The sequence below is a fragment of the Ruegeria sp. AF2 genome (assembly GCF_056542025.1).
Map to the genome: position 1 here is coordinate 13,990 of NZ_JBQFZC010000008.1, position 16,402 is coordinate 30,391.

A 16,402-nucleotide genomic window follows, 5' to 3' on the forward strand; every position below is an offset into this window, starting at 1 on the left:
GTCGCGGCAAGCCGCGCCTCCCCCGAGGTATTTCTAGCCAGATGAAATTTGGATCCCGAATTAAAAAAGGGCGGCGCTCGATCTTCGAGGCCGCCCTTACGAGTCCGTATATTGATTTCAGGTTAATCCAGCATGCGCCATTGCTGCTTCGATAGCGGCTTTGGTGCTGTCTTCCAGCTCGGTCAGAGGCGAGCGCACTTCGGTGCTACACAGGCCAAGTTTGCTGAGCGCGTATTTTGCGCCAACCAGACCGGGCTCGATGAAGATCGCTTCGTGCAGGGGCATCAGGCGGTCCTGATACTCCAGCGCCATTTCGTAGTCGCCATTCAGCGTTGCCTGCTGGAATTCAGCACAGAGCTTCGGAGCCACGTTTGCGGTGACCGAGATGCAGCCCACTCCGCCATGAGCATTGAAGCCCAGTGCAGTCGCGTCTTCCCCGGATAGCTGGCAGAAATCCGCACCACAGCTTGCACGCTGCTGGCTGACGCGCGCCAGATCTCCGGTCGCGTCCTTGACTCCGATGATGCGCGGCAGTTTCGCCAGCTCACCCATCGTTGCAGGAGTCATGTCGATGACCGAACGACCCGGGATATTGTAGATGATGATCGGGATATCGGCACTGTCATGCAGAGTTTGGAAATGCGCCAGCAGCCCCTTCTGGGTCGGCTTGTTGTAATAGGGGGTTACGACCAGCGCCGCATCCGCACCGATTTTTTGCGCAAACTGAACAAACCGAATTGCCTCGACAGTATTGTTGGAGCCCGCGCCTGCGATGACAGGCACGCGACCTGCTGCAGCCTTCACCACTTCGGCGATAACCGTTTCATGTTCTTCATGGCTGAGGGTCGGGCTTTCGCCGGTCGTACCAACCGGAACCAGACCGGTCGAACCTTGCTGTATTTGCCATTCCACCAGGTGTTTGAGCGTTTCCAGGTCCAACGCGCCGTTGCTGAACGGGGTGACCAGGGCTGGCATTGAGCCTTTAAACATGGAACGCTCCTTAGGTGTTTTTTGCGCACCGGTCTGTCACGATTAAGGGTTTGTGAGTTGATCCCGGCGGCGCAAGGTTTATCCTGCATGGCTGTATCCTTGGTTTGTTGGGGAATGCAAGGGATGAGACGTATTCTGTCGCTTGGAATAGCGATGATTCTGGCGCTGATGCTACAGCCGCATACCACTCGTGCGGATGCGACGCAGGATTTGCGCGCGGGGCTCTATGAGATGCGCAAGGGCGATTGGAATGCCGCGCTGCGCGTTGCAGGCCAGCGTGGATCGGTGGCGCGTGACATTATTGTCTGGCATTGGCTACGCGAAGGTTTTGGCAGCTCGGGCGATGTGCTGGTGTTTCTTGAGCGGCGCCCGGATTGGCCCGGTTTGGCCTGGCTGCGCCGTAAAAGCGAGCCATCATTCACCGGGGCCGATCCGAATCGAGTTCTGAAATTCTACGAAGGGATGCCTCCGCAAACAGCAGAAGGTGCTTTGAATTATGCCGTGGCTTTGAAAAGCCAAGGCCGCAATGGTGAAGCAGAAGCCGACGTCGTAACCGCTTGGCGGACCATGCCGATGGGGTCGGGCCTGCAAAAGGATTATCTTGAGAACTTCGGGAAACTTCTGAGACCACATCACGAGGCCAGGTTGGATCGGATGTTGTGGGATGGGCATCTGGTCAGCGCCGGGCGGATGCTGCCCCTGGTCAACTCTGATCAGCGCAAACTGGCCGAGGCGCGCATTGCCCTGCAAAAGCGCGAAAACGGAGTGGACGGCAAAGTCGCCGCAGTGCCGGAATCACTGGCCAAAGACCCTGGCCTGGCATTTGATCGTTTCGTGTGGCGGGATCGCAAAGAACTGGACGACAGCGCCATTGATCTGATGTTGGCACGCTCGACCGGACCAAAATCGCTGGGTGAACCCGACAAATGGGCGGAAGGGCGACGCAGACTGGCACGTCTTGAGATGCGCACGGGAGATGCCGAACGCGCCTATGCGATTGCCGCCAATCACCACATGACCCCCGAAATGGGCTATGGCTATGCTGATTTGGAGTGGCTCTCGGGATTTCTGGCGCTGCGCAAGCTGAATGATCCGGCCACGGCGGTGCGGCATTTCCAGAATTTCTCGGAGGCGGTGCAATCGCCGATTTCGAAGGGTCGCGGTGGATATTGGCTGGGCCGCGCCTATGCGGCGCAGGGGGATGCTGACAAGGCGCACGAGGCTTATGCCGAAGGCGCGAACTATCAGACCTCGTTCTACGGGTTGCTGGCGGCGGAACAAATCGGCCGTCCGTTTGACAGCGAATTGGCCAACCCACGCCGCGCGCCGCATTGGAAACAAGCCGCATTCGCTGACTCAAGCGTGTTGGAGGCTGGATTGCTGTTGCAGCGCGCAGGAGAGGGAAACCTTTCAGAACGGTTTCTTACCCATTTGGTGGAAGGTCTCGATCAAACCCAGGCCGCTCAGCTGGGTGACCTGGTGATCGAACTGAACGAACCGCATCTGGCCGTCATGATCGCCAAGCGCGCGGCAACAACCGGTGTTGTTTTGCCTGCCGCTTATTACCCAGTGCACCCGGTCGCAGATATGGGACTTCCCATGGCGAAGGAAATGACGCTGGCAATTGCCCGACGCGAAAGTGAGTTCGATCCGGTAGTCATCAGTGGCGCAGGCGCGCGCGGTTTGATGCAGGTCATGCCCGCTACCGCCAAACTTGTGGCTCAGGATTTGGGTATTCTGGGTGGCCATAAAACCGCGCGCCTAACCTCGGACTGGCAATATAACGCAAAGCTGGGGGCGAATTATCTTGCAACGCTTGCAGAGGACTTCAACGGCAATGTCGTGATGATGGCCGCTGGATATAACGCGGGGCCAAGACGGCCGATTTCGTGGATGGAACGCTATGGCGACCCGCGCCGGGGCCAGGTGGACGTGATCGACTGGATCGAGACCATTCCTTTCAAGGAGACGCGCAACTATGTCATGCGTGTCGCCGAAAGCCTGCCGGTCTATCGCGCTCGGCTTGGGCAGCCAGCTTTACCAGTGCCATTCTCAAAGGAACTAACCGGTTCGACCCTTTCGTCGTTCGCGCCATAAGGTGAACAGGCCCGCCGCGATCACCAAAGCTGCGCCCAGAACAACCTCGGGGCGCAGCGTCTCGTGGAAGATCGTGATGCCCAGAATTGCACTCCACATCAGATGGAAATAGGCAAAGGGTTGCACGGCGCTGGCCTCGGCCATTTCGTAGCACTTAATCAATAGCCAGTGTCCCAGAGCGCCTGCGATGCAAAGCAACCCCATCCAAAACCAATCGCTGCTGGCCATGGGTTCCCAAAACCAGACACCAACAGCAGTCATTGCGACTGCACCAGCCACCCCAGTCCAAAAAAAACTGGTCGCAGTACTGTCCCGCCGAGCCGCATACCGTGTCAGCAGGCCATAAATCGCGAACATAAACGCCGAGATCAGCGGGATCACAGCCCAAGGGTTGAACACACCGGCACCGGGCTGCAGGATGATCAACACCCCGATGCAGCCGACCCCGATGGCGGCCCAGCGACGCCAGCCGACTTTCTCACCCAGAACCGGGCCGCTGAGGGCAGCGATCAGCAGCGGATAGCTGATGAAAACGGCCTGGCTATCAATCAAGCCCAGAATGGTAAAGCTGAAAACGGCGACACAAATTTCTGCGGCCAGTAACACACCCCGGAATATCTGGAGTCCCAACTGGCTGGTTTGTGCCGCCGCCCGCAAACCTCCGCTAGATCTCGCAGCCAGAGCAATCACGAATGCGGCAAAGAACCAGTACCGGATCATCACCACCATATACGTATTGTAGGTACCGGCCAGATGGCGCGAAATCCCATCCTGCAAAGCAAACACGATCGTCGCGCTGACCATAAGCGCTATACCGGCGTTGACGTTGTTCTTCTGGTTCATTGCTTCACCGCCCGGGTCATGTGCCGTTTACGGCCAAAGCCGGGGCTGCGGGTAACATCAAAACCTGCGTCGGATAGGCCCCGACGCACGAAACCCGCGGCAGTATAGGTTGCCGCTGTACCGCCTTGAATCGTGTGCTCCGCCACCTGCTGCATCAGGTCAGCCTCCCACAGCTCGGGGTTTTTTGCGGGTGAGAAGCCATCCAGAAACCACGCATCAGCCTCACCTGCCCATGTGGGCAAGGTCTGGCGCGCGTCTCCGACCATGACCTCAAGATGCAGCGTGTCCAGCACACATTTCTTCCCATTCCATGTTTCCAGTAAGCGATCGGCCCACGGTGCCACCTCGGGAAAGGCCGCCAAAGCACGCGACATATCGTCAGGCGCCATCGGAAAGGCCTCGAAGCTGGTGAACCGTAAAGGTGTAGTCTGCCCTGCTGCTTCCCACGCCGACCACGCGGTCAACAGATTCAGGCCGGTGCCAAAGCCTAGTTCAGCGATGTGAAACCCCGGTACAAAGCGCGTTGGCAGATCGTTGCCTGCCAGAAACACATGCCGCGTTTCCTCTAACCCGTTCTGCAACGAGTAATAGGGGTCATCGAACCGATCCGAGACCGGGATCTGGTCTTCCGTCCAAGTAAGTTCGGCACGCTGGTCTGCCATCGGGGAATCCTGTAGCTAAGCGGCGCGACACTGAACAACGAAAAGGGGATTGGCAATGGTCGATGTGACGGTGCGGGGCGCAGGAATATTTGGCCTCTCCATCGCCTGGACCTGCGCACGGCGCGGCGCGAAGGTCCAGATCGTCGACCCATTTGGTCCGGGCGCGGGGTCCAGTGGAGGGCTTGTTGGCGCGCTGGCCCCACATGTGCCCGAAAACTGGAACACCAAAAAGGCGTTCCAGTTTGAAAGTTTAATCATGGCTGAACCGTTCTGGAAACAAGTCGAGGCCACCGGTGGTGTGTCGCCCGGCTACGCACGTCTTGGGCGTCTGCAACCCATACCAGACGCACGCGGTTTGGAGCTGGCCCAAGCGCGTGAACAAACAGCTGCAACACTCTGGCAGGGTCAGGCAGATTGGCGCGTCCGGTTGGTGGATCAGATTGGTGCCTGGTGCCCACCCAGCCCGACGGGATATGTCGTCCACGATACGCTAAGCGCGCGCATGCACCCAAGGCGTGCCTGCGCGGCGCTGGTGGCCGCGTTTGCCGTAATGGGAGTAGGAGTTACCGCCGAAGCGCCCGACAAGGGACAAGTCGTACACGCCACTGGACTTGCGGGTCTGCAAGAGCTCAGCAAGGCGTTTGGCAAGACAATCGGCAACGGCGTGAAAGGACAGGCGGCGTTGCTGCGATTTGATGCGGGTGACGTACCACAGTTGTTTGCCGATGCCGTTCACATCGTGCCTCATGCCGATGGTACGTTGGCCATTGGCTCGACATCAGAACGCGAATACGACGATCCGACCAGCACAGATGCCGCTCTGGACGATGTACTGGACCGCGCCATGCGTGCCGTGCCGGTTCTGCACGGGGCGGAAGTAATCGAACGCTGGGCAGGTGTCCGCCCCCGCAGCAAAAGCCGCGCGCCGATGCTGGGCGCGCATCCCCTGCACAAAGGGCAGTTTATCGCTAATGGGGGATTCAAGATCGGTTTTGGTATGGCGCCGAAGGTGGCCGAGGTCATGGCCGACTTGATGCTGGAAGGGCGCGATAGAATCCCGCAGGATTTTCTGCCCGAAGCTTCACTCTGATTGCGGTATTGCCTTGGCTGACATGCATTGTCGGCCTCCGGGTCCACGCACCCAAAACTCCTGACCGTTCCGACACAGGGTCGCCGTTTCGAAATGCATCAGCGGCGACGACGCGCGAAATTTGAACTCTGCCAAGGGTCCCAACAGATCCGTTGCGAACAACATGAGGAATTGGGCCAGCAGAGGCCCATGGACAACCAGCCCGGCATAGCCTTCCACGTCGCGTGCATAGTCAAGATCGTAATGGATCCGGTGACCGTTGAACGTCAGCGCCGAATAGCGGAACAACAGGGTTGTATCAAATTCAACAATGCGGTGATCCAACTCATCCGTTCGAGCCATCGGAACTTTTGGAGCCGGTGCATCTGATGAGGGATCTTCACGATAAACCAGATCCTGCCATTCGGTCACGCTCAGCGCGCCCTTTTGCCAAATCTCGTGACGCAGTGTGACAAATGCCAACGGTCCGCTACGTCCTGTCTTTGCCACGGCGCTTTCTCTGACCGTCCGACGCTCGGCTGCCACCCCTGCCACAAAGGGCTGATGAAACTGCAGTCGCCCACCTGCCCACATGCGCCTTGGTAGTCCCATATCGGGGATCAGACCTTGGCCTACCCGCGGATGTCCATCACGCCCAAGATCGCTCGGCACATGCGGCGACCAGAAATAGAGCTGATGAAAGAAGGGAGGGAGTACTGAGCCTGCCTCAATCGTCGGTTCCTGCCCCAATGCTACCTGCAGTGCAGCCGCTCGGGCAGGATCTACGACATCGGCCTGAGTCTCGATCTGGTTTTGATCCTTCATCCGCATAACCTAGAAGTTGCGGTACAGACCGGCAAGCAAAGGGGATTAAAACCCGGCCTCTGCCCGCAGCTTCTGCATCAGGTTATGCAGCGTATGCTCGTAGCGGTCGTTAGACAGCCGCCCGTCTGCATCAAATTCATTCGAGCTGTCCGCCAAGTGAAGCTCGGGACCTTGCAGAATGCGTGGCTGAAAGGGAACCATGAAGGACCGCAAGATCATTTGCGCCCGTTCGCCCCCGGCCCGGCCCGCAGCGGCGGACATGACAGCGAGCGGTTTATCCATCCATGGCTTGCCTTTCGTCCGGCTGACCCAGTCCAGCGCGTTTTTCAGAACACCCGAAGGCCCTTTATTGTACTCCGGGGTCGAAATGATCACCGCATCGGCATTGGCAATCTGATCGGCCAAAACCTGCACGGTTTCAGGTATGCCTTCGCCAACTTCGAGATCGCCGTCATAAAGCGGCAGATTGAGATCAGCCTCAATGAACGTGCCGGGTTCGAACAGGCGTGCAGCTTCGCGCAGCAATTTACGGTTGGTCGCATCCTGCCGTAGCGAGCCGGAAAGGCCAAGAAGGATCGGTTGGGACATGGGGAAACTCCGCTTTGGTGTTTCCCCTTAGTTATCCCGAGACACCATCGAACCAAAGGCCCGATGACGCGCAGTCATTGTGCGCGAGACGCGTGATCAGGTGTTGTCGCTGGGAACCACCACAATCTCGACCCGCCGGTTCTGGGCTTTCCCCTCGGGTGTCAGGTTCGATGCGATCGGGTTGTTTTCACCTTGCCCGACAGTAGTGATACGGGCGTAGCTGACACCATTGGCCTGCAGAATATCAGCCACCGCATTGGCGCGGCGTTCAGACAGTCCGAGGTTGTAGGACGCCTCTCCGTCACTGTCAGTATGACCGATAATCTGGACATTCGAATTCGGGTAATTGACCAGATTCTGCCCCACCTTCACCAAATCGGCACGCAAGGCCGGGCGCACGGTGGAACTGTCGGTGTCAAAGGTGATGTCATTCGGAACCGTGACGATCAGGCGATCACCCGCGTTGACGATCGTGATGCCGTCATTTGCCAACTGCTGCCGCAGCTCTGCCGCCTGCCGGTCAAGTTGGTTGCCGATCACGCCACCGCCTGCAGCACCGATGGCCCCACCGGCCAACGCCCCCAACAGTGGGTCAGAGTCATTGGCAATTGCGCCCACACCAGCGCCGATCAGACCACCCAGCAACGCGCCTTGCTTGGCATTCTGGTTGGGATCGTTCTGCACGCTGAGGGTGCCCGGGTCGGTACACGCCCCCAAAAACAGGGCTGAACACAGTCCAACCGTCAGTACACATTTGGAAATCGTCATTGAATCACCTTCTGCTCACGTACCCGTTCACCGGGTTTGTTTCGTTCCGCTTAGTATAACACAGTGAGAACAAAGAGCCTCAAGCAACAATTGAGTGAAATCGGCGAATACCTGCCATTCAGGCGACCCCTTTGGAGCTATCCCAGCTGTTCTGCTCCTGCCAGATCGCGCGCAGAGGTTCCCCTTGCCCGCAGAAATGATCCTCGGTCAGTTCGCATGCCCAGATCCGATCTGTGCGGAAATGGCGAAACCCATTTCGCAGCTCGCACCACGCGGCCAGCATGGTGCATTCAATATGATAGATCAGGGCGACGGGCCGTATCGTGCGCTCGGTACGCTCATCTTCCGAATTCACGTAGGTGATGCGAATTTTACGTTCGGCCCGGATCGCTTCGCGATAGTTCACGACGGGCACACAACCCTTTTTCGGATCATCCATCGGTGCGCCCCAGGGCGCAACCTGTAGCCAGTCGGCTGGCGCGCGCAGGGCCTCGATCTTCCGACAAACTCGGTCAGCGGCCTGTTGCAAGGTGCTGTCACCCGTGCGGGCCAGCATCGACAGGCCCACCCACAGGGCCTCAACCTCTTCGGCGTCGAAATTGAGCGGAGGCAGATCATACCCGCGCCGCATCAGATAGCCAACACCCGCTTCGCCTTCGATTGGCGTACGCTGGGCCTGCAACGCGGCAATATCGCGGTAAACGGTGCGCACCGAAACCTCGAGCTTGGCGGCCAACGCATCGGCCGTCACGGGCGCTTCAGCAGCACGCAAGATCTGAATGATTTCGAACAGACGTGTCGATCGGCGCATCCGGGTCTCCTAAAGATCTGCTGACAACTTAGCACACCTCCCTGACAAGGTGGTGTCAGGAGTGTTGGGCGAAGATTGGGCAATTGCAATTCAGGAGAGTGACTATGCCCTACCTCGACAATCACGTCATGATGACCTTGAAACTGGATCGCTGGTCCCAAGGTCACGTTTTGCGCGGATTCGAAATCGAACGTGAAATTGCTGCCGCACGGGAACGCCAAGTTATACGCCCGGTCAAACGCACCCGGCGGTTTTCGCTGGGAAACCTGAAGATGCTTTGGACCAGTAACGCCTAGAATCAGAATTCGGCTGGCGCGCGAAATTTCATCGACACCCCGCCTTCGGGATTTTTGAGGCGCAGTTCTTCCGAATGAAGCATCAACCGCGGGAAGTCGCGCGCCGCGCCATCGGCATAAAACGGATCACCCAAGATAGGATGCCCCAGCGCCTGCATATGAACCCGCAACTGGTGCGATCGTCCGGTCTTGGGAGACAGGCGAACACGCGTTGTCTCGCCCTCGAATTTAACCACGCGCCAATCCGTAACAGCAGGCTTGCCGGTGTCGTGACAGACCATCTGACGGGGGCGATTGGGCCAATCGACGATCAGCGGCAGGTCAACCGTTCCCGTTTTTGGTTCTACCCGCCCCCATACGCGCGCGACATAAGTTTTGCGGGTCTGGCGATTTTCGAACTGTAGCCCCAGATGCCGCTGGGCATGCGGCGTCTGTGCAAACACCATTACACCGGATGTATCCCGATCCAACCGATGCACCAGCAACGCTTGTGGAAACGCAACTTGCACGCGGGTTAGCAGACAATCAGCAAGATGCGCGCCCCGCCCCGGCACCGATAACAAACCCGCCGGCTTGTTCACCACGATCAATTGCGTGTCTTCAAACAGCACATCCAGAGGAGAGTTTGGGGGATCATAGGTTTCGCTCATGCGCGCTTGCCTATCTCAGGCGGCCCCCTCCCGCAACGTCGTCCTTGCGTGAGTGAAAAGGTTCAGCAACTCTTTGGTCAACAAGAGGGAAGACGGTATGCACCCGACGATCAAACGAATGCAAGAAGTGGTGGCCAAGGGCGATGAAGGCCTGATCCAAGAGTTGCTGGCCGAAGATGTTCGGTTTTCACCACCCACTTACTACAGCACCTGGACCGGGCGTGAACCTGTTGCAGCGGTTCTGGGTCATGTGGGTCAGGTGTTTTCCGAATTTCAATATCGTCGGATCATGGGTGACGGCGACGATTGGGCATTGGAGTTTCAATGCAAAGTCGGTGCCTTGGACGCCGTGGGTGTAGACTTGATCACGCTAAACGCAGACGGGCTTATTCAGGAATTTGAGGTCGTCATGCGTCCTTACAAGACCGTCGGAGCCTTGCGCGAAGCCATGATGGCACGAGTCATGAAAGATGCGCGCTTTCTAAAGTTCAAAGATGCACTGAGCTAACGGTTCCTTTGCCTGTTGCCGCCGATCAGATTCTCAGAATTCCGCTTTTGCCTGTTCTCGCCATTCAGGGGATCGCGGTAAGACGCAATGCGCAATTTCTGCCAGAACCGACTGGTCCCCGCCAAGGGCGTGCAGGGCGCGGGCCCAGACTGCGCTTGTTGATCACTGGGGACAGCTCGGCCGCTGGCGTTGGGGCGGGCACACAAGGCCAGGCACTATCCGGGCAACTGGTCGGCCAATTGGCAAAGCGTTATACTGTGGAATGGCGGCTTGAGGCGGCCACCGGGAATACCACTCAAAACACAATTGAGCAGCTGCAAGGGCTTTCCGTACAGTTTGATGTAGCCATAACGGCGCTGGGTGTGAACGACGTGACCCGAGCGGTAAGTAGACAGAGCTTTGAGGACCACCAAGCACGCCTATTGGACCTTCTGACCGGGCCGATGAAAGCCCGGCAGGTGATCGTGTCTGCGGTTCCTCAGATGGCGCGTTTTCCCGCTCTGCCTCAGCCGCTCGCCTGGTTTTTGGGGCAACAGGCTGCAAGGCTGGATCACGGCTTGCAGACGGTGGCTGCAGCATATCCGCAAGTTTCACATCTGGCGCTGAACCTGCCCGATGACCCGGCGCTCGCCGCGCCGGACGGATATCATCCAAGCCCCAAGGCCTATGCAATCTGGGCGGAACAGCTTGCCCAGCTCATTCGCTAGGCCTGAGACCGTATTTGCCGGATCATCGGGATAGAATACACAATCAACCCGGCCCAGATCAGGGGGAACGCGATCAATCTTGCCTGATCAATACGCTCTCCGAACAACGTGATCGCGGTGATAAAAATCATCGTGGGCGCGATGTACTGCAGGATACCCATCGTCGACAGACGCACCAGTTTGGCCCCATTGGCATAAAGCAGCAACGGAATTGCAGTCACCAGCCCCGCGCCCGCAAGCAGCGCAGTGTCTGACACGGCTGCTCCAAAATGCCCGGCACCACTTGTTCCAAGCCAGGTGACGTAGGCCAGGGCGGGTATCAGTAGAATCAGGACTTCCAACAAAAACCCTTGGTTGGGCCCAATTGGGAGTGAGCGCTTGAAGAACGCATAAAACCCCCAGCTGAACATTAAGCCCAAAGCCGCCCAGGGTAAGCTTCCCGCCTGAAACACTAGTACCAACACCCCCAAAGCGGCCAACCCGACCGCAACCAACTGTGTTCGGTTCAGAGGTTCACGCAGCAATATCGCACCCAACGCAATGCTGAACAAAGGGTTGATATAATAGCCCAAAGCCGCGTCCAGCGCATGCCCCGATGAAATCGCCCAGACATAAATCGCCCAGTTGACTGAGATCAGCGCCGCTGTAATTGCCGCCATACCCAACATTTTGGGATTGCGAAGTGCAGTTTTCAGATCGCCGGTCCGCCCGAGCGCTATCAGCAGCAGCCCGGCCACCGGCACCGACCAGATCACCCGATGCGCGACTACCTCGATCGGGCCGATATGTTCCATTGCTTTCATGTAAAGCGGCAGGAAGCCCCAAAGCACATAGGCCATCACAGCCAACGCCAGCCCTTTGGACGTATCGGTATTGTTTGGTGGTACGCGGGTGTCTGCCACAGAGAGTCTCCGACTGATACCGTGTTTCTCTACGGCAAATCAGATGGGCTTGGGAACTATCAAAACTGTGAAGCAGGGCATCAAAGTTTCTGATAGGTCGCGCGTTCTGCAGCCAACCTACATGCGAAGCGCTGTCTCACGCTCATGGATATTGTTGGCCAGATGAGCAGGTGATCCCTTGTTGATCTGGCCAAAAATACTCTCGCGCGCGTCGCCCGTTACGGACGGTGGGGCAGAGCCTACCCCTGTCGATGTTTTCTAGACTTTGACCCGCTCGGATTTCGCATCGTACATCGGTTTCAACGACGCCTCTGCCTGGACTTTCACACCACAGACATCGATCTCATAGGTCGAGGCCAGCACGTCTGCAGGCTTTTCGCCCTCGCAGGGCACATAGCCCAGACCAATGGCACCACCCAGCGTGTGACCATAATTGCCCGAGCTAAGGTAACCTACATATTCACCATCGCGCACGATTGGTTCGTTGTGGAACAACAGTGGTTCGGGATCAGTCAGTCTAAACTGGACAAGCCGGTTCTTGGGCCCGCTTTCCTTGCGGGCCATCACCGCCCCACGACCGATGAAATCGCTGCCTTTGTCCACTTTGACGGCAAATCCCAATCCCGCGTCGACCACGTGATCCTCGCAGGTGATGTCATGACCGAAATGGCGAAAACCCTTCTCGATCCGGCAACTGTCCATCATGTGCATGCCGCAGAGTTTCAGGCCCATATCTTGTCCGGCTTCGTGCAGCGCCTCAAAAACATGACCTGCCATGTCGGACGACACATAGATCTCCCACCCTAGCTCACCCACATAAGTCACCCTGTGGGCGCGAGCGAGACCCATACCGATCTCAATCTGTTGTGCCGTGCCAAAGGGGTTAGTCCTGTTCGAGAAATCAGCGGGCGAAACCTTTTCAAGCAATGCACGCGCATTCGGCCCCATGACGGCCAAAACGCCCTCGCCAGCGGTGACATCGGTGATAACAACACTGAAGCCGCCTGCATGACGCATCATCCAGGTCTGATCCGCCAACCGGGTCGCCGCGGGGGTGACAACCAGATAAGCGGTTTCGGTCAGCCGGGTGACCGTGACATCGGCCTCGATCCCACCGCTACGGTTCAGAAATTGGGTGTAGACGATCTTGCCATTAGGCACTGAATAATCGCCGCCGCCGATATAGTTCATGAATTTCTCGGCATCCGGCCCTTCGACGCGGATTTTGCCGAAGGACGACATGTCATACATGCCTACATTTTCGCGCACGGCACGGTGTTCGGCAGCCGAATTCTCGAACCAGTTCTGCCGTTTCCAGCTGTATTGATATTCTCGTTCCTGACCTTCGTTGGCAAACCAATTGGCGCGCTCCCACCCAGCCAATTCGCCCATCACAGCACCCTGTTCGATCAGGTGATGGTGAAACGGTGCCCGGCGCACACCGCGCGCGGTGGCCTTTTGGCGATAGGGATAGTGGTCGGCATAAAGCAGGCCGAGCGTCTCTTTCGAACGTTCAAAGAGGTACTGCTTGTTGCCCTGAAACGGCTGCATGCGACTGATGTCAACATCGCCCAGATCGAACGGTTTCTCGCCCGAGTCCATCCACTCGGCCAGTGCCATACCGGCACCACCCGCCGACTGAATACCGATCGAGTTGAACCCTGCAGCGACCCAAACGTTATCCATCTCGGGGGCGAGTCCCAAGTGATAGGCATCATCCGGCGTAAAGGATTCGGGGCCGTTAAAGAAGGTGTGAATCCCCGCCTCGGCCAACATCGGCATCCGATTGCAGGCCGCTTCGAGTATTGGTTCAAAGTGATCGAAATCCTCTGGCAACTGGTCGAATTCGAAACTGTCGGGGATGCCGTTCATCGCCCAGGGTTTTGCATTTGGCTCAAACGCGCCCAGCAGGATTTTTCCGGCATCCTCTTTGTAGTAGGCACATTCATCCGGTACGCGCAGCACCGGCAGTTGGGTCAGCCCGTCGATCCCTTCGGTCACGATATAGAAATGTTCGCAGGCGTGAAGCGGTACGTTCACACCTGCCATCTTACCAACCTCGTGGCCCCACATGCCCGCACAGTTCACCACCATGTCGCATTCGATATGGCCCGAGGAACTGCCATCGTCCGCAATCCAGTCCACGCCGGTGACTTTACGACCCTGCTTGACGATGTCGGTGACTTTCACACGTTCTTTGACGACGCCACCGCGCTGACGCGCACCTTTAGCCAAAGCCAGAGCGATATTCGCTGGATCACCCTGCCCGTCCAAAGGCAAATAAACCGCCCCCTTGACCCCTTCGAGGTTCAGATGGGGATACAGCTCCTGCACACGATCATTGTCGATCTCTTCGACCTCAACCCCGAAGGCGCGGGCCATGGCGGCCTGACGATAGATCTCTTCCTTGCGCTCTTCAGTCAGGGCCACCGTGATCGATCCGCAACGCTTGAACCCTGTGGCAACGCCAGTTTCTTCCTCAAGTGCGCCATATAGTTCCTGACTGTACTTAGCCAGCTTGGTCATGTTTGCGGTCGCGCGCAGCTGCGCAATCAGACCTGCAGCATGCCATGTGGTGCCGCTGGTCAGTTGCTTGCGCTCAAGCAGCACAACATCGGTCCACCCTTTCTTGGTAAGGTGATACGCGACCGAGCATCCGATGACGCCGCCGCCGATGATGACCACACGGGCCTTGGTGGGAAGATCAACCATCCTGATGTCTCCGCTGTCTCAGGTTTTTTGCAAAATGCCATGAAGGATCGACAAAAAAAGCGTCAAAAACGTCATCTCAATCGCGAAAATCACCTATATTCTGCACGTCTTTTTTGACGTCTCAGAACAAACGGAGTGACGCCAAAGACGCTTTTGTAAACGGATGAGAATCCGTTTGGAAAGCCGCACACCAAGCCGATTTCCCGCACGCTCATCGTTGTGTTCAAAAGCAGGTTGTTGGCTTTGGCCAAGCGCATTTCTCGGTAGAATCCGTTTGGAGTGGTTGCGAAAGTTGCCTTGAACTTGCGCTCAAGCGATCTGTTCGACACGTGTAACATGTCAACGATCTGATTGATCGGTAACGGTTCTTCGATATTCGCCTGCATCAGCTTGATACATTGATCCAGCTTTGCGTCACCTGTGGCTGTATTCCGAGCGCCCGAAAACGGCTGCATGGATGAGAAATCGCGGATGTTCTCGTGCAGCATGATATCCGCAACTGTCATCTTGGCGGCACCCGAAATGTGCCGTCCAATCACCGCCAGTGCCACATCCGTCGTTGCCTCCATTCCCGCGCAGGTGACCACCGAACCCTGTTCGGTCGCAATTGAAAGCTTGGCCTCAAACCGCGCGCCACGTTCGCGTAAGAAAGAGGCGTTTTCCCAATGGGTTGCCATATGATCAGCGCCGTTTTCATCGATGTACCTGCTTGCCGCTTCGGCCAGCAAAAAGACCTGGGCTCCCCGGTACGTATAGTCGGGCACGACGCGACCTAAAGAAAGCTCTGGCTGATCCGGATCCGAGTTTCCGATCACAAACAGATAATCCGCATCGGGCTGCGCAGGTATGGTTTCGGTCGACACCGTCGCGCAACTGCTGCTTTCAACAGGCCCCCCCTTTCGGGACCGGTAAGTGAATGTGAACGGAGGATGCGCGCAAACCCGGTTAGCCAGGCGCAACACATCGACCAACGAGGCCAATTCAAGCAACACGAAACCGGGTGCAACCAGAATATCGAAATGCTGCTGATCCCGATCTTTTCGCCGTTCAGATTTGTTGCGGATCGACATGAGGCACACTCAAACAATTGTGTGCCCGGCCGCGCGTAAACTGTCGGCAAGGGTTTCGATGTGATCTGGCCCAACTTCGCAGCAACCGCCAACGATCGTCGCGCCCTGCGCCACCCAGCCCATGGCATGCTGCGCATAGGCGTCAGGGTCTAGGTCATGACGGCTTTCCAGAGAGTCAACCGTCGGGGCTTCCTTCAAAAAACCGTCTTTGATACCAGTAAAGCCATTGGCATAAGCGCCGAACGGGCGACCCAGCTTTGCGATGATCTCCAGTGCAGCCGGAATCGCTTCCGGGCGCGCGCAGTTGATCAAAACGGCCTCGGGGGCGTAACGCGCAACAAGCGGGGCGATGTCCTCCAGCGCTTCGCCTGACCGCAATCGCGTGCCGTCATCATCCATAACCGACAATGCCAGCCAGACGGGTTTGCCGCAATTCTCGGTACCGCGAAGCGCACCTTCGGCTTCCAGAACCGAGGACACGGTTTCGATCAGGAACAGATCAACCCGGTCTGCCATCAGTTGAGCCAGCTCGGCAAATTTTTCAGCCGCATCGTCTGGGTCGGGGTTCAGATCGGGCCGGTAGCTGGCCAAAAGCGGACCAAGCGCACCAGCGATACGACCGTCAGTTCCCGCGCAAGCCTGCTCGGCCCGCGAAAGAGCAGCCTCGATCAGACGTGGCATCTGGTCTTCGATCCCCTCACGCACCAGCCGCGAGCGGTGAATGGCATAGGTATTCGTGGTGGCAATCGTCGCGCCACTGCGGAAATAGGCCGCGTGAACTTCGGTCAGCAAGTCAGGTTTGTCGATCATCACCCGCGTTGACCACAAAGGCGTGGGCTGGTCACCGCTGCGTTTCACCAGTTCCTGCCCGATCGAACCATCTAAAAGCGTAATGTCAGCCATC

17 protein-coding genes are annotated in these 16,402 nt (G+C 57.5%); 5 read left to right on the forward strand and 12 right to left on the reverse strand.

The window, feature by feature from the left end:
• Positions 1 to 117: 117 nt before the first annotated feature.
• Positions 118 to 990 carry a 4-hydroxy-tetrahydrodipicolinate synthase gene (gene dapA / locus ACR0NM_RS18475; RefSeq protein ID WP_480616089.1) on the reverse strand — a complete coding sequence of 291 codons (873 nt, stop codon included), beginning with the start codon at positions 988 to 990 and terminating at the stop codon, positions 118 to 120.
• 123 nt (positions 991 to 1,113) lie between these two features.
• Here dapA and ACR0NM_RS18480 point away from each other — a divergent pair, with 123 nt between their 5' ends.
• Positions 1,114 to 3,087 carry a lytic transglycosylase domain-containing protein gene (locus ACR0NM_RS18480; protein ID WP_480616091.1) on the forward strand — a complete coding sequence of 658 codons (1,974 nt, stop codon included), beginning with the start codon at positions 1,114 to 1,116 and terminating at the stop codon, positions 3,085 to 3,087.
• Here ACR0NM_RS18480 and ACR0NM_RS18485 read toward each other — a convergent pair.
• Entirely contained in the window at positions 3,052 to 3,930 is an 879-nt protein-coding gene (locus ACR0NM_RS18485) for a DMT family transporter (protein ID WP_480616093.1), read from the reverse strand. The two genes, ACR0NM_RS18480 and ACR0NM_RS18485, sit on opposite strands and share 36 nt — an antisense overlap.
• The gene (gene mnmC2, locus ACR0NM_RS18490) at positions 3,927 to 4,592 is read right to left on the reverse strand and encodes a tRNA (5-methylaminomethyl-2-thiouridine)(34)-methyltransferase MnmC2 (protein ID WP_480616095.1); all 666 of its coding nucleotides are present in this window, start codon (positions 4,590 to 4,592) and stop codon (positions 3,927 to 3,929) included. The genes ACR0NM_RS18485 and mnmC2 overlap by 4 nt, the downstream gene beginning before the upstream one ends.
• 55 nt (positions 4,593 to 4,647) lie before the next feature.
• On the opposite strand from mnmC2, the gene ACR0NM_RS18495 reads away from it, so the two are divergent.
• On the forward strand, positions 4,648 to 5,682 hold the full coding sequence (locus ACR0NM_RS18495; protein ID WP_480616097.1) for an NAD(P)/FAD-dependent oxidoreductase: 1,035 nt from the start codon (positions 4,648 to 4,650) through the stop codon (positions 5,680 to 5,682).
• Here the strand turns inward: ACR0NM_RS18495 and ACR0NM_RS18500 are convergent.
• From ACR0NM_RS18500 to ACR0NM_RS18515, 4 genes are all read right to left on the reverse strand, one after another.
• Complete coding sequence (locus ACR0NM_RS18500; RefSeq protein ID WP_480616099.1) at positions 5,674 to 6,486, reverse strand: HTD2 family dehydratase; 813 nt, start codon at positions 6,484 to 6,486, stop codon at positions 5,674 to 5,676. The two genes, ACR0NM_RS18495 and ACR0NM_RS18500, sit on opposite strands and share 9 nt — an antisense overlap.
• A 45-nt stretch (positions 6,487 to 6,531) precedes the next feature.
• On the reverse strand, positions 6,532 to 7,074 hold the full coding sequence (locus ACR0NM_RS18505; protein WP_170508861.1) for an NAD(P)H-dependent oxidoreductase: 543 nt from the start codon (positions 7,072 to 7,074) through the stop codon (positions 6,532 to 6,534).
• A 96-nt stretch (positions 7,075 to 7,170) separates the two neighbouring features.
• Positions 7,171 to 7,842: a YiaD family glycine zipper/OmpA-like lipoprotein gene (locus ACR0NM_RS18510; RefSeq protein WP_170398755.1), complete on the reverse strand. Its 672-nt coding sequence runs from the start codon at positions 7,840 to 7,842 to the stop codon at positions 7,171 to 7,173.
• 118 nt (positions 7,843 to 7,960) lie between these two features.
• Positions 7,961 to 8,653: a helix-turn-helix transcriptional regulator gene (locus ACR0NM_RS18515; protein ID WP_480616102.1), complete on the reverse strand. Its 693-nt coding sequence runs from the start codon at positions 8,651 to 8,653 to the stop codon at positions 7,961 to 7,963.
• A gap of 104 nt (positions 8,654 to 8,757) precedes the next feature.
• Between ACR0NM_RS18515 and ACR0NM_RS18520 the strand changes: the two genes are divergently transcribed.
• Positions 8,758 to 8,949, forward strand: a complete 192-nt coding sequence (locus ACR0NM_RS18520) for a hypothetical protein (protein ID WP_170732509.1) — start codon at positions 8,758 to 8,760, stop codon at positions 8,947 to 8,949.
• A 2-nt stretch (positions 8,950 to 8,951) separates the two neighbouring features.
• Here ACR0NM_RS18520 and ACR0NM_RS18525 read toward each other — a convergent pair whose 3' ends face one another.
• The gene (locus tag ACR0NM_RS18525) at positions 8,952 to 9,599 is read right to left on the reverse strand and encodes an RluA family pseudouridine synthase (protein ID WP_170406617.1); all 648 of its coding nucleotides are present in this window, start codon (positions 9,597 to 9,599) and stop codon (positions 8,952 to 8,954) included.
• A 97-nt stretch (positions 9,600 to 9,696) separates the two neighbouring features.
• Between ACR0NM_RS18525 and ACR0NM_RS18530 the strand changes: the two genes are divergently transcribed.
• Together ACR0NM_RS18530 and ACR0NM_RS18535 are read left to right on the forward strand one after the other, a co-directional pair.
• The gene (locus tag ACR0NM_RS18530) at positions 9,697 to 10,107 is read left to right on the forward strand and encodes a nuclear transport factor 2 family protein (RefSeq protein WP_170398766.1); all 411 of its coding nucleotides are present in this window, start codon (positions 9,697 to 9,699) and stop codon (positions 10,105 to 10,107) included.
• A 47-nt stretch (positions 10,108 to 10,154) separates the two neighbouring features.
• Complete coding sequence (locus ACR0NM_RS18535; RefSeq protein WP_480616104.1) at positions 10,155 to 10,814, forward strand: SGNH/GDSL hydrolase family protein; 660 nt, start codon at positions 10,155 to 10,157, stop codon at positions 10,812 to 10,814.
• Here ACR0NM_RS18535 and rarD read toward each other — a convergent pair.
• The 4 genes from rarD to ACR0NM_RS18555 form a co-directional block, all read right to left on the reverse strand.
• On the reverse strand, positions 10,811 to 11,716 hold the full coding sequence (rarD, locus tag ACR0NM_RS18540; protein ID WP_480616106.1) for an EamA family transporter RarD: 906 nt from the start codon (positions 11,714 to 11,716) through the stop codon (positions 10,811 to 10,813). The genes ACR0NM_RS18535 and rarD overlap by 4 nt on opposite strands.
• A gap of 258 nt (positions 11,717 to 11,974) precedes the next feature.
• The gene (locus ACR0NM_RS18545) at positions 11,975 to 14,428 is read right to left on the reverse strand and encodes a GcvT family protein (RefSeq protein WP_480616108.1); all 2,454 of its coding nucleotides are present in this window, start codon (positions 14,426 to 14,428) and stop codon (positions 11,975 to 11,977) included.
• Positions 14,429 to 14,517: 89 nt separating this feature from the next.
• Positions 14,518 to 15,498, reverse strand: a complete 981-nt coding sequence (locus tag ACR0NM_RS18550; RefSeq protein ID WP_480585772.1) for a GlxA family transcriptional regulator — start codon at positions 15,496 to 15,498, stop codon at positions 14,518 to 14,520.
• Positions 15,499 to 15,507: 9 nt separating this feature from the next.
• Positions 15,508 to 16,401, reverse strand: coding sequence for a homocysteine S-methyltransferase family protein (locus tag ACR0NM_RS18555; RefSeq protein ID WP_480616110.1), 894 nt, complete (start codon positions 16,399 to 16,401; stop codon positions 15,508 to 15,510).
• Between the last annotated feature and the right edge of the window lies 1 nt (position 16,402).